This is a genomic window from Mycobacterium sp. NTMscope_MAC_269 (assembly GCF_976985695.1).
On sequence record NZ_OZ335668.1, the window covers coordinates 814,567 to 827,238 of the forward strand.

Here is a 12,672-nt window from a genome sequence, read left to right on the forward strand (position 1 = left end):
CCACGCTGAGCGCTACCTGTGACGTTCTCTTAGAGTTATCCAAGGGGTCACATAGATTGCTGAAGTAATAATCGAAAGATCGCCCGCGGCGCGGGCCGGGACGTGTGAAACGTCATAGTTTTGTAGCTGAACTGAACGCAAAATGTGCGTGTATTTGCTTGCGCCCCGGGGAAAGCTGGGTCGGACGGTCGTGAGCTTGGGGGGTCGGGGAATATGTCGAAAGTTGATGTCGCCGCGTTGATCGCGTTGTGCGCGGCGCTGGCATCGGCGATCGGCGATGTGATCCGTCAACGCTCCGCACACGAAATCACCGATAGACAGGTCGGGCACCTCGAGCTGTTCCGGATGTCGCTGCGCGACACGCGATGGTGGCTCGGCGGCATGGCCGCGGTCACCAATTACAGCCTGCAGGCCGCGGCCCTGGCGTGGGGCTCGGTGGTCATGGTGACGGCGCTGCAGGTGACCGCGCTGCTGTTCGCGCTGCCGATCTACGCACGGCTGGCCCGTCATCGCGTCAAGCCCCGGGAGTGGATGTGGGCGATGATCCTGGCCGCCGCGCTGGCGGTGGTCATCATCGTCGGCGACCCCGAATCCGGTCACCAGCGCGCGCCGATGCAGACCTGGATCATCGTGGCCCTGGTCATGGCGCCGCTGCTGGTGGGCTGCGTGGTGGCCGCACGAATCTGGTCAGGCAGCCCGTTCGCGGCGGTGCTGCTCGCGGTGGTGGCGGGTTCCTCGTTGGCGCTGTTCGCGGTGTTGACCAAGGGCATCGTCGAGATGTCCGAGCACGGCGTCGCGCGCGTGCTGACCTCCCCGGAGTTCGTGCCCTGGCTGTTGGTGGCGCTGGCCGGGATGATCTTCCAGCAGTCGGCTTTCCGCGCCGGGACGCTGACCGCCTCGCTGCCGACGATGACGGTGGCGAAGCCGGTGGTCGCTGGGCTGCTCGGAGTATTGGTGTTGGGCGAGACGCTCAACGCCAGCGGGCCCGAGGCCTTCGTGCTGGTCGCCGCCGTGTCGGTGGTGATCGTCGCGACCATCGCGCTGGCGCGCGGCGAGGCCGCCGCCGTCGATCGGACCGATTCCGGTAGGGGCGCGCCGCGCAGGGTGCGGTCCCGCGACGCCTCCGCCGAAGACGGCCTCGGTCCCTACGGCGACTGTCTGGTGGTCGCCGACGGCTCACGCTGCTGACTGCCCCGGATGGTGGCGGCCCGCTCCCGCCGGCCCGGTCACGTTAGTTTGGTGGCGTGCTGAGCGCCATTGCCCTCGTTCCGTCGGCGCCCGTCCTTGTCCCCGAACTCGCCGGAGCGGCCGCCGTCGAGGGGGCCGACCTGGTCGCGGCGACGCTCGCGGCGGCCGCCTTGCTGCCCGACCGCTGGGTGATCATCGGCACGGGCCCCGCCGACGAGGAATTCGGTCCCGATGCCGCGGGCACGTTCGCGGGTTTCGGTGTGGACGTGCCCGTCCGATTCTCACCGCAGCACGGCGCCGAGTCCGAGCCGCGGGCACTCCCGGTGTGCGCGTTGCTGGGCGCCTGGGTGCGCGGCCAGGTGCAGCCGCAGGCCAGCGCCCAGGTCCGCGTGTACCGCGGCGACCACGACGTCGATACCGCGCTCGGGCGTGGCCGGGAACTGCGGGCCGAGATCGACCGGCTGCCCGAGCCGATCGGGGTGCTGGTCGTGGCCGACGGCGCCAACACCCTGACCCCGGCCGCCCCTGGCGGATACGACCCGGACAACGCCCCCGCGCAACAGGCCCTGGACGACGCGCTGGCCGCCGGCGACGTCGCGGCGCTGATCGGGCTGCCGGACCAGATCCTGGGGCGGGTCGCCTTTCAGGTGCTGGCCGGGCTGTCCGAGCCGGGGCCCCGATCGGCCAAGGAGCTCTACCGGGGGGCGCCCTACGGGGTGGGCTACTTCGCCGGCGCCTGGCAGCTGTGACGGTGGCCGTACGCCCCCTGGCCATCATCGGTCCCACCGGAACCGGCAAGTCGCAGCTGGCCCTCGATGTCGCCGAGCGGCTGGGCGCACACGTCGTGAACGCCGACGCGATGCAGCTCTATCGCGGCATGGACATCGGCACGGCCAAGCTGCCCGTCGAGGCGCGCCGCGGCATCCCGCACCATCAGCTCGACGTCCTCGACGTCACCGAGACCGCGACCGTCGCCCGTTATCAGCGCGCCGCCGCGGCGGACATCGAAGCGATCGCGGCCGCCGGCGCGGTGCCCATCATCGTGGGCGGCTCGATGCTCTACATCCAGTCGTTGCTCGACGACTGGTCGTTTCCCGCCACCGATCCCGCGGTGCGCGCACGCTGGGAGCGGCGGCTGGCCGAGGTCGGCGTGGGGGAGTTGCACGCCGAGTTGGCGCGTCGCGACCCCGCCGCGGCCGCATCGATCCTGCCCACCGACGCCCGGCGCACGGTGCGGGCCCTGGAGGTGGTGGAGCTGACCGGACAGCCGTTCGCCGCCTCCGCGCCGCGGATCGGCGCGCCGCGATGGGACACCGTCATCATCGGGTTGGATTGTGACACAACGATTCTCGACGACCGGCTGGCCCGGCGGACCGACGCGATGTTCGACCAGGGGCTGGCCGGCGAGGTGGCCGCGCTGCTCGAGCACGGCCTGCGCGACGGGGTCACCGCCTCGCGCGCCCTGGGCTACGCGCAGGTGATCGCGGCGCTCGACGCCGGCGGTGGTCCGGATCGACTCCGCGAGGCCCGGGAGCAGACGTTCATCGGCACCCGACGCTACGTGCGGCGGCAGCGGTCGTGGTTTCGCCGCGACCACCGCGTGCACTGGCTGGACTCTAAAGAAGGGGGGGCCGATCGCGCCCGGCTCGTCGACGACGCGATGCGGGCGTGGCGGCACGTATCCTGAACAGGTGAAATTCGCGAAGGGCCACGGCACCCAGAACGACTTCGTGGTGCTGCCCGACCCGGCCGCCGCGCTGAGCCTGACTCCGCCGCGGGTGGCCGCCCTGTGCGACCGGCGACGCGGGCTGGGCGCCGACGGGGTACTGCGGGTCACCACCGCCGGCGCCGCCGCGGCGGCCGGCGTGCTCGACCGGCTGCCCGACGGCGTGGCCTCCGACGACTGGTACATGGACTACCGCAACGCCGACGGGTCCATCGCCCAGATGTGCGGCAACGGCGTGCGGGTCTTCGCCCATTACCTGCGCGCCAGCGGACTGGAGGACCGCGACGATTTCGTGGTCGGGTCGCTGGCCGGTCCCCGGCCGGTCACCGTGCATCGCGCCGCCGCGACCACCGCCGACATCAGCGTCGACATGGGCAAGGCCAACACGCTGGGCAGCGGGGGAGCCGCTTTCGAGGCGACGGTGGGGGGCCGGCGGTTTTCCGGCGTGGCGATCGATGTGGGCAATCCCCACCTGGCCTGCGTCGACCCCGACCTGACCGCCGACACGCTGGCGGCGCTGGACGTGGCCGCGCCGGTCAGTTTCGATCCCGCCCAATTCCCGGAGGGGGTCAACGTCGAGATCCTCACCGCACCGGCCGAGGGGGCGGTGCACATGCGCGTCCACGAGCGGGGGGTCGGCGAAACACGCTCGTGCGGCACCGGAACGGTGGCGGCCGCGGTCGCCGCGCTGGGCGGCACCGGCACGCTGACCGTCCGGGTGCCGGGCGGCGAGGTCGTCGTCACCATCACCGACGCCACCAGCTACCTGCGGGGGCCGTCGGTGCTGGTGGCCCAGGGAGAAATCAGTGAGGAATGGTGGCGCGCACAGTAGCGTTAATTCAGATGCGCGCCACCGATTTTGCGTGCATCATCTCTTATTGCCTATGACACATCCCGAATTTCGCGATCACGCTCCGAGGGTCACGGAGCCCAGTGCGGGCGAACTCGCCCTCGAGGATCGGTCGGCTCTGCGCCGCGTCGCCGGCCTGTCGACCGAACTCGCCGACGTCACCGAGGTCGAGTACCGCCAGCTCCGCCTGGAACGGGTCGTGTTGGTGGGCGTGTGGACTGACGGCACCGCCGCCGACAGCCGGGCCAGCATGGCCGAACTGGCGGCCCTGGCCGAAACCGCCGGCTCCCAGGTGCTCGAAGGGCTCATCCAGCGCCGCGACAAGCCCGACCCGTCGACCTACATCGGGTCGGGCAAGGCCGCCGAACTGCGCGAGGTGGTGCTGGCGACCGGCGCCGACACCGTCATCTGCGACGGTGAACTGTCCCCGGCGCAGCTGACCGCGCTGGAGAAGGCCGTGAAGGTCAAGGTCATCGACCGCACCGCGCTGATCCTGGACATCTTCGCCCAGCACGCCACCAGCCGCGAGGGCAAGGCGCAGGTGTCGCTCGCCCAGATGGAATACATGCTGCCGCGGCTGCGCGGTTGGGGTGAGTCGATGTCGCGGCAGGCCGGTGGCCGCGCCGGCGGCAGCGGGGGAGGCGTGGGCCTGCGCGGACCGGGTGAGACCAAGATCGAGACCGATCGGCGGCGCATCCGCGAGCGGATGGCCAAGCTGCGCCGCGAGATCAAAGACATGAAGCAGGTCCGCGACACCCAGCGCAGCCGCCGGCTGCACAGCGACGTGCCGTCGATCGCCATCGTCGGCTACACCAACGCCGGCAAGTCCAGCCTGCTCAACGCGCTGACCGGGGCGGGAGTGCTGGTGCAGGACGCGTTGTTCGCCACCCTGGAGCCCACCACGCGCCGCGCCGAGTTCGATGAGGGGCGGTCGTTCGTGCTCACCGACACCGTCGGGTTCGTCCGGCACCTGCCCACCCAGCTCGTCGAGGCCTTCCGCTCCACGCTGGAGGAGGTCGTCGACGCCGACCTGTTGGTGCACGTCGTCGACGGCTCCGACGCCAACCCGCTCGCGCAGATCAACGCGGTCCGGCAGGTGGTCTCGGAGGTCTTCTCGGACATCGTCGACCATGACGGCGCGCCGCCGCCCGAGCTGCTGGTGGTCAACAAGGTCGACGCCGCAAGCGATTTGGCTTTGGCCAAGCTCCGCCACGCACTGCCCGGCGCGGTGTTCGTCTCCGCCCGCACGGGCGAGGGTATCGACGCCGTGCGCCGCCGCATCGCCGAGCTCGCCGTCCCCGCCGACACGGCAGTGGATGTGGTGATCCCGTATCACCGCGGGGACCTCGTGGCTCGCCTGCACGCCGATGGGCGCGTCCAGCACGAGGAGCACAACGCCGAGGGCACCCGGATCAAGGCCCGGGTCCCGGTCGCCTTGGCCGGCCGGCTGCGCGAATTCGCGGCCCGCTGAACGGCCCGGCGTAGCCGCGGGTTCCCGCAGCCCACCACCGTCTCAGCGACGCCGGCGCCCCGCCAGCTGCCGACCAACCGTCCGGTTGGTATATGTTGGGCTGCAGAAATCCCAGTCGCCGGAGGTCTTCCCATGAGCAGCGCCATCAAATACCAGCGCACTCTTTTCGAGTCAGAGCACGACCTGTTCCGTGAGTCCTATCGGGCCTTCCTCGAGCGCCACGTCGAGCCCTACCACGACGAGTGGGAGAAGGCGAAGATCGTCGACCGGGGCGTGTGGCTCGAGGCGGGCAAGCAGGGCTTCCTCGGCATGGCGGTGCCCGAGGAGTACGGCGGCGGCGGCAACCCGGACTTCCGCTACAACACGATCATCACCGAGGAGACCACCGCCGGCCGCTACAGCGGCATCGGCTTCGGCCTGCACAACGACATCGTGGCGCCGTACCTGCTGGCCCTGGCCACCGAGGAGCAAAAGCAGCGCTGGTTGCCGAAATTCTGCACCGGAGAACTGATTACGGCGATCGCGATGACCGAGCCTGGCACCGGCAGCGACCTGCAGGGCATCAAGACCCGCGCGGTCAAGCAGGGCGACCACTACGTGCTCAACGGTTCAAAGACGTTCATCACCAACGGAATTAACGCCGACCTGGTGATCGTCGTCGCGCAGACCGATCCGGAGAAGGGCGCCCAGGGCTTCTCGCTGCTCGCCGTCGAGCGGGGGATGGAAGGCTTCGAGCGCGGACGGCACCTGGACAAGATCGGGCTGGACGCGCAGGACACGGCCGAGCTGTCGTTCACCGACGTGCACGTGCCGGCGGAAAACCTGCTGGGCCAAGAGGGCATGGGGTTCATCTACCTCATGCAGAACCTGCCCCAGGAGCGGATCTCGATCGCCATCATGGCGGCCGCGGCGATGGAGCAGGTGCTCGAGCAGACGCTGCAATACACCAAGGAGCGCAAGGCTTTTGGCAAGCCGATCGGCAGCTTCCAGAACAGCCGCTTCGTGCTGGCCGAGCTGGCGACCGAGGCGACCGTGGTGCGCATGATGGTCGACGAATTCGTTCGCCTGCACCTGGACCACAAGCTGACGGCCGAGCAGGCCGCGATGGCCAAGTGGTACTGCACCGAAAAGCAGGTGCACCTCATCGACCGCTGCCTGCAACTGCACGGCGGCTACGGTTACATGCGCGAATACCCCGTCGCCCGGGCCTATCTGGACGCCCGGGTGCAAACCATCTACGGCGGCACGACCGAAATCATGAAGGAAATCATCGGCCGCAGTCTCGGGGTTTAGCCTTTCGTTTGCTGGATCGTCGTCCGGGCGGCGAACGCCTGCCGGATGACTGCATTGATTTTTCGCCCAAATACGGGCCGCTTTCACGATCCGGCGAACACCGTCGGCGCCGGTGCGCCGACCGCGCCCGGCACGCAAAGGCCGACCCGCGATCCGCACGGCGTAGGCCGTCTCGTGCGCCGCCGGCAACGGTGGCGGGCGCAATTCCGCTGGCGAGTCGGTGGTCAGCAAGCGTGCTCGATGATCGAGTCGCGATGCGCTTTGGGCGCGCGATCTCCCGGCACAGGGATGGTCGCGATTCGGCAGTGGCCCGGCATCATTTCGACATCGGTGTGGTATCCCTTTTTGTAAAATTCGTGATTTGACTTCGCATTTCTTGTTGGCTGGAGCAAAGTTATGCGAGCCCGGCGATAAGGCGGATCGTAAGCGGGTCCATTCCCCGCGGAAGAACGGCCCGCTCGCCGGTTATGCAGGTAAGGGCATAGCCGCAGATGGAGCCCTATCCGGAGGCTGGAAGGCTTGGTGAAGGTGCATAGAGGTCACATGCGCAAGCTGATCGGAAGCGCGCTGGTCAGCCTGACGACCACAGCACTAGCCGCCGTATTGCTGGCGCCCGTCGCGACAGCGAGCCCGATAGGCGACGCCGAAGCGGCGATGATGGCCGCGTGGGAGAAGGCCGGCGGCGACACGTCCCCGCTCGGCCCCCGCAAGGGTGACGTCTACCCCGCCGGCGACGGGTTCGCCCTCGACTTCGACGGCGGCAAAATGTTCTTCACCCCGGCCACCGGGGCTAAATTCGCCTACGGCCCCATCCTGGAGAAGTACGAGATGTTGGGCGGCCCGGTCGGCAGCGATCTGGGGTTCCCGGCCATCAACGAAGTGCCCGGCCTGGCGGGCCCCGACAGCAGGGTGATCACCTTCTCGGCAACCGACAAGCCGGTCATTTTCTGGACGCCGGAGCACGGCCCGTACGTCGTGCGGGGGGCCATCAACTCCGCCTGGGACAAGCTGGGCAGTTCGGGCGGGGTCCTCGGTGTGCCGGTCGGCGACGAAACCTACAACGGCGAGGTGTCCTCGCAGAAGTTCAGCGGCGGCCAGGTTTCGTGGAACCGGCAGACCAAGGAGTTCACCACCGAACCGCCCGGGCTGGCCGACCAATTGAAGGGCCTGCAGGTGGCGATCGATCCCACCGCGGCCATCAACATGGCCTGGCGGGCGGCCGGGGGACCCAATGGACCGCTCGGCGCCAAGCAGGGCGGGCAGACGCCCATCGGCGGTGACGGCATCGTCCAGAACTTCGCCGGTGGCAAGGTGTTCTTCACCCCGGCCACCGGCGCGAACGCCCTCGAGACCGACATCTTGGCCAAATACGAGTCCCTCGGCGGCCCCGTCGGCAGCGGCCTCGGATTTCCCGTCACCAACGAAACCGACGGCGGAATCGGCCCGTCCAGCCGGATCTGCACCTTCTCGGCCGCCGACAAGCCGGTGATCTTCCGGACCGCCGAGCACGGCGCGTTCGTCGTGCGCGGGGCGATGAAGGCGGCCTGGGACAAACTGCGCGGGCCGGCGGGCAAACTCGGCGCTCCGGTCGGCGACCAGGCCGTGGACGGCGACGTGATCTCGCAGCAGTTCACCGGCGGCAAGGTTTCGTGGAACCGGGCGAAGAACACGTTCACGACGGATCCGTCCAACCTCGCGCCGTTGTTGAGCGGCCTGCAGGTGTCGGGTCAGAACCAGCCGAGCAACTCGGCCACATCGTCGCACGCCACCACGTTCGGCTGGCATTCGTGGTGGTGGCTGGCCGTCATTCCGGTGCTGGTGCTGCTGGTGGTGTTGGCGTGGGTGCTGTTCGGGTGGCGCCGGCGTCGCTCTGAGGCGGATGAGGCTGCCGGCTATGTGCCCGACCGCGGCTATGACGCGGCCGAGGCGCCCTGGGGCCCGGAGGACCCCGACCTCGCGACCGAGCATTTCGCGCTCGGGGGGTCGCACGAACCCGAGCAGGCGACCGATGGCGCGGGCACCGCGCGGGTCAGTTGGCAGCGTCAGGCGCCGTCGGAGAGCGACTACGGGATCGAGGAGGAAGACCCCGACGCGATCGACACCGATTCCATCCCCGTCGTCTCGGAGGAGATGCTGTCGGAGGCTGACTATCCCGATGCCGAAGCCGACTACACCGACTACACCGACGCCGTTCCCGAGGTCGCCGAGTCCGAGACCGCCGATGACGCCGCCTACGTCGACGCCGATTACGTTGATGCCGGCTATGCGGAGGAGGAGTACGTCGACGACGAGTATCCCGACGTCGCCGTCCCCCGCACCCCGCCCGATGCCGACGCCGTGACCGGCGCCCTGGAAACCGCCGCCCCCGAGGATGACTATCCCGACGTCGCCGTGCCGGATGCGGATGTCGAACCCGCAGACGATTTCGCCGCCGAGCGGGATTTCGTCGCCGAGCCAGGCGAGGCCGCGGCCGCCGCGGCCGGGGCCGGCGCCTTCGCCGGGGCGGCGCAGCGATCCAGCGGACGGCACGCCGCCGCGGACGCCGAAGACAGCTCGGAAAATGGGCTGGCGGGCCCGGATGGGCGCCCGACCATCCACCTGCCGCTCGACGACCCGTACCAGCCGCCCGACGGCTACCCGATCAAGGCGAGCGCTCGCTACGGCCTGTATTACACGCCGGGCAGCGACCTCTACCAGGACACGCTTCCCGAGATCTGGCTGTCCAGCGAAGAGGTCGCGGTGGCCAACGGCTTCACCAGGGCCGACTAGCCCCGGTCGCTAGACCTTGCGGATCACCGTGACGACCTTGCCCAGCACGGTCGCGTCGTTGCCCGGGATGGGGTCGAACGCCGGGTTGTGCGGCATCAGCCACACCTGACCGCCCGCGCGTTTGAACGTCTTGACGGTGGCCTCGCCGTCCAGCATCGCCGCGACGATGTCGCCGTTGTCGGCGACGTTCTGCTGGCGCACCACCACCCAGTCGCCGTCGCAGATCGCGGCCTCCACCATCGAGTCACCCACCACTTTGAGCAGGAAGAGCGTGCCCTCGCCGACCAGCTCGCGCGGCAGCGGAAACACGTCTTCGACCGCTTCTTCGGCAAGGATCGGCCCGCCGGCCGCGATGCGCCCGAGCACCGGGACGAACGTGGGTTCCGGCAGCGCGTCCGATCCGGCCACCTCGGTGGCGGGGGCCGCCACGTCGTCGTCGGCGCCGCGGACATCGACCGCCCGCGGGCGGTTGGGGTCGCGGCGCAAATATCCCTTGCGCTCCAGTGTGCGCAGCTGGTGTGCCACCGAGGACGTCGACGTCAGGCCGACGGCGTCGCCGATCTCGCGGATACTCGGGGGATAGCCGCGGCTGGTCACCGAGGCGCGGATGACATTCAAAATGGTGCGCTGCCGTTCGGTCAGCGCGGAATCCACGGAGTGCAGCCGGCCGCCGGCTCCGGCCGGGGAGATGTCGTTGCTGTCGCCCATGCCACTGAATGTAGCCGCACCGCCGACAAGAATCAAACATGTGTTCGACTAGCGTGTCGCGCGGTGTCCCGCAGCCCGGAAAAGCACCGCCATCGGCCGAATCACAAATGTGTAACTCTTGCGGAGATCGGGTATTTGTGCCTCGTGACAGTGATAAGGGCCGACGGACTTGTCGGTGGTGTGATCTAGCGTTCTGCTCGTGCGACACGCTTCGCTCAAATGTTCGGGTTTCGAACACACAAGCGATTAGAGTCGAACACACGAGCGAGAGCTAGTTGACCGGAGGAACGAAGATGACAGTCATCCACACGGTTGCGCCGCGTAGCAGCAGTCTTCGGCGCCCGATCAACGGACCGGTTCAGGGCGTTCGGTACGGCAGGGACGGCCTGGCCCGGTCCCGCAGGCCCGCGCCGTCGCGGCCGGCGGGCGCGTCGACGCGCTACTACGGCACCGGGGTCGCGATGTCTGTCGCTCCGCACCGCAGGCGCTCCGTCACCTGGGCAACGACGGTCGGCCTGGCGCTGGCCGCCGGGGCGATCACGTTGTGGTTGGGCCTCGTCGCGAACGTAGGGCAGGTCCTCAACGGCGACTCCACGAATTCGGCCGCCCCGGTTCCGGACCGGCTCGCCGTCGTGCGGGTCGACGCGGGGGAGTCGCTGCAGGATGTCGCTCACCGGGTGGCGCCCGACGCTCCGGCCGCCCAGGTAGCCGACCGCATCCGTGAGCTCAACGACCTGAACTCGGCGACGCTGGTTGCCGGCCAAACGCTGATCGCCCCGATCGGCTGACGGTCGTTGTGCGGCAACGGCTCCGGCCCGACGGGTGCCCGCCGCCCTTGGCGCGGCCACGCGGACGGCGGCTCCGTTAGCCGTGCAGGTCAGCGCACAGGTACGCTCAAAGTTCTGCGGTACCTGGTTGTCGGCACGGTGAAGGAGCGGTCATGCACTGTCCCTTCTGCCGTCACCCGGATTCCCGGGTGATCGACTCGCGCGAAACCGACGAAGGGCAGGCCATCCGGCGCCGCCGATCGTGCCCGGAGTGCGGAAAACGTTTCACCACGGTGGAAACCGCGGTCCTGGCGGTGGTCAAGCGCAGCGGCGTCACCGAGCCCTTCAGCAGGGAGAAGGTCATCAGCGGGGTCCGCCGGGCCTGTCAGGGCCGTCAGGTCGATGACGACGCACTGAACTTGCTGGCCCAGCAGGTCGAAGACACCGTGCGCGCCGTCGCCTCCCCGGAGGTCCCCAGCCACGAGGTGGGCCTGGCCATCCTGGGGCCGTTGCGCGATCTCGACGAGGTGGCGTACTTGCGGTTCGCGTCCGTGTACCGCTCCTTCGAGTCCGCGGACGACTTCGAGCGTGAGATCCAGGCGCTTCGTGAGCACCGCGGGGTGGCCACCCCGGGCTGATGACCTCGCCGGGTTGGTTCACGTCCCCCCGCTAGGCTCAGTTGCATGCCCACCGAGTTGCATCCCGACCTCGCGGCCCTGGCCCCACTCCTCGGCACCTGGACCGGTCAGGGCGCGGGCAAGTACCCGACGATCCCGCCCTTCGACTACCTCGAAGAAGTCACGTTCGCCCATGTGGGCAAACCGTTTTTGGCCTACGCCCAGAAAACCAAGGCGGTCGCCGACGGCAAGCCGTTGCACGCCGAGTCGGGATATCTCCGCGTGCCGCAGCCGGGCCACGTCGAACTGGTGTTGGCCCATCCGAGTGGCATCACCGAGATCGAGGTCGGCACCTATTCGGTCACCGGCGAGCTCATCGAAATGCAGATGTCCACCACCGCGGTCGGCCTGACTCCCACCGCCAAAGAGGTGACGGGACTTGGGCGTTCGTTCCGCATCGATGGCGACGAGCTGTCCTACACGGTGCAGATGGGTGCGGTCGGCCAGCCGCTGCAGGACCACCTCGCCGCGGTGTTGCACCGGCAGCGCTGAGCGTCTAGGCGCCGGCGGGCGCGGTCAGTCCAGCTGTCGCACACCGTCGTTGACCACCCGCCCGGCCACCGCGACCCAGCCCTGCGCGCTCCAGGTGGTTTCGATGACGGATCCGTTGCCCTGGGTGATCCGCAGGTTTTGGCTCAGGTAGTCGGTGATCCGCATCGCGGCCGAACCGGTCGCCTCGTCTTCTGGCACACCGAGGTTGGCGGCGAACATGCGCACCCGCAGCGACCCGGTCGCCCGGTCGGTCCAGGCCCACAGGTAGTGCGCCGTGTCGTCGGGGAAGTCCGTGGGATCGGCGGCGAGAACGTCGTCGGCAGAACCGAATTCGTGCAGCGCGAACTCGGGCGCCCATTCCGCGCGTGCGCTGATGCGGGTGCGGTGTTCGTCGTAGCCCACCTGCACGATTCCCGCCGGTATCTGCAGCGTGTTGATCGGTGAACCGTTCTCCCGCAGCCACCACGAGGCGCCGACCGTCGGGTGGCCGGCGAACGGGAGCTGCGTGCGGGGCGTGTAAATGGTGGCATGCGCGGTCGCCGAGCCCGCGGCGGGAAGGTCAACGAAAACCGTTTCGCTGTAACCCAATTGGGTGGCCACCCGCTGCCGGTCGGCGGCCCGGACCTGGCCGGCGTCCACCACGCCGAGCGGATTGCCGAAATTGCCGTCCGCATCGGTGAACACCCGCAACACCGTGACGTCGATACCCATGGCCCGACTGTACGACGCGG

At 69.1% G+C, this 12,672-nt stretch carries 12 protein-coding genes; 10 read left to right on the top strand and 2 right to left on the bottom strand.

The window, feature by feature from the left end; all coding sequences use genetic code 11:
* The first annotated feature begins 213 nt into the window (after positions 1-213).
* From ACZ50Z_RS04050 to ACZ50Z_RS04080, 7 genes are all read left to right on the top strand, one after another.
* Positions 214-1,188: a DMT family transporter gene (locus ACZ50Z_RS04050; RefSeq protein WP_464482376.1), complete on the top strand. Its 975-nt coding sequence runs from the start codon at positions 214-216 to the stop codon at positions 1,186-1,188.
* Positions 1,189-1,244: 56 nt separating this feature from the next.
* The gene (locus tag ACZ50Z_RS04055; protein ID WP_464482377.1) at positions 1,245-1,937 is read left to right on the top strand and encodes a class III extradiol ring-cleavage dioxygenase family protein; all 693 of its coding nucleotides are present in this window, start codon (positions 1,245-1,247) and stop codon (positions 1,935-1,937) included.
* Complete coding sequence (gene miaA, locus ACZ50Z_RS04060; RefSeq protein WP_464482378.1) at positions 1,934-2,875, top strand: tRNA (adenosine(37)-N6)-dimethylallyltransferase MiaA; 942 nt, start codon at positions 1,934-1,936, stop codon at positions 2,873-2,875. The genes ACZ50Z_RS04055 and miaA overlap by 4 nt, the downstream gene beginning before the upstream one ends.
* 4 nt (positions 2,876-2,879) lie before the next feature.
* The gene (gene dapF / locus ACZ50Z_RS04065; RefSeq protein WP_464482379.1) at positions 2,880-3,746 is read left to right on the top strand and encodes a diaminopimelate epimerase; all 867 of its coding nucleotides are present in this window, start codon (positions 2,880-2,882) and stop codon (positions 3,744-3,746) included.
* Between the two features lie 52 nt (positions 3,747-3,798).
* A complete protein-coding gene (gene hflX, locus ACZ50Z_RS04070) occupies positions 3,799-5,235 on the top strand; it encodes a GTPase HflX (protein ID WP_464482380.1) in 1,437 nt (478 codons plus the stop codon).
* A 132-nt stretch (positions 5,236-5,367) separates the two neighbouring features.
* Positions 5,368-6,528, top strand: a complete 1,161-nt coding sequence (locus tag ACZ50Z_RS04075; RefSeq protein WP_464482381.1) for an acyl-CoA dehydrogenase family protein — start codon at positions 5,368-5,370, stop codon at positions 6,526-6,528.
* A 543-nt stretch (positions 6,529-7,071) separates the two neighbouring features.
* A complete protein-coding gene (locus ACZ50Z_RS04080) occupies positions 7,072-9,297 on the top strand; it encodes an LGFP repeat-containing protein (protein ID WP_464482382.1) in 2,226 nt (741 codons plus the stop codon).
* 9 nt (positions 9,298-9,306) lie between these two features.
* Here the strand turns inward: ACZ50Z_RS04080 and lexA are convergent, their stop codons facing one another.
* Entirely contained in the window at positions 9,307-10,005 is a 699-nt protein-coding gene (lexA, locus tag ACZ50Z_RS04085) for a transcriptional repressor LexA (protein ID WP_464482383.1), read from the bottom strand.
* A 293-nt stretch (positions 10,006-10,298) separates the two neighbouring features.
* Between lexA and ACZ50Z_RS04090 the strand changes: the two genes are divergently transcribed.
* The 3 genes from ACZ50Z_RS04090 (at position 10,299) to ACZ50Z_RS04100 (ending at position 11,941) form a co-directional block, all read left to right on the top strand.
* On the top strand, positions 10,299-10,793 hold the full coding sequence (locus ACZ50Z_RS04090; protein WP_464482384.1) for a LysM peptidoglycan-binding domain-containing protein: 495 nt from the start codon (positions 10,299-10,301) through the stop codon (positions 10,791-10,793).
* 152 nt (positions 10,794-10,945) lie between these two features.
* Complete coding sequence (nrdR, locus tag ACZ50Z_RS04095; RefSeq protein WP_008258565.1) at positions 10,946-11,410, top strand: transcriptional regulator NrdR; 465 nt, start codon at positions 10,946-10,948, stop codon at positions 11,408-11,410.
* A gap of 45 nt (positions 11,411-11,455) precedes the next feature.
* Positions 11,456-11,941, top strand: coding sequence for a peroxynitrite isomerase (locus ACZ50Z_RS04100; RefSeq protein WP_464482385.1), 486 nt, complete (start codon positions 11,456-11,458; stop codon positions 11,939-11,941).
* Between the two features lie 24 nt (positions 11,942-11,965).
* Here the strand turns inward: ACZ50Z_RS04100 and ACZ50Z_RS04105 are convergent, their stop codons facing one another.
* The gene (locus tag ACZ50Z_RS04105; protein WP_464482386.1) at positions 11,966-12,652 is read right to left on the bottom strand and encodes a PhzF family phenazine biosynthesis protein; all 687 of its coding nucleotides are present in this window, start codon (positions 12,650-12,652) and stop codon (positions 11,966-11,968) included.
* Between the last annotated feature and the right edge of the window lie 20 nt (positions 12,653-12,672).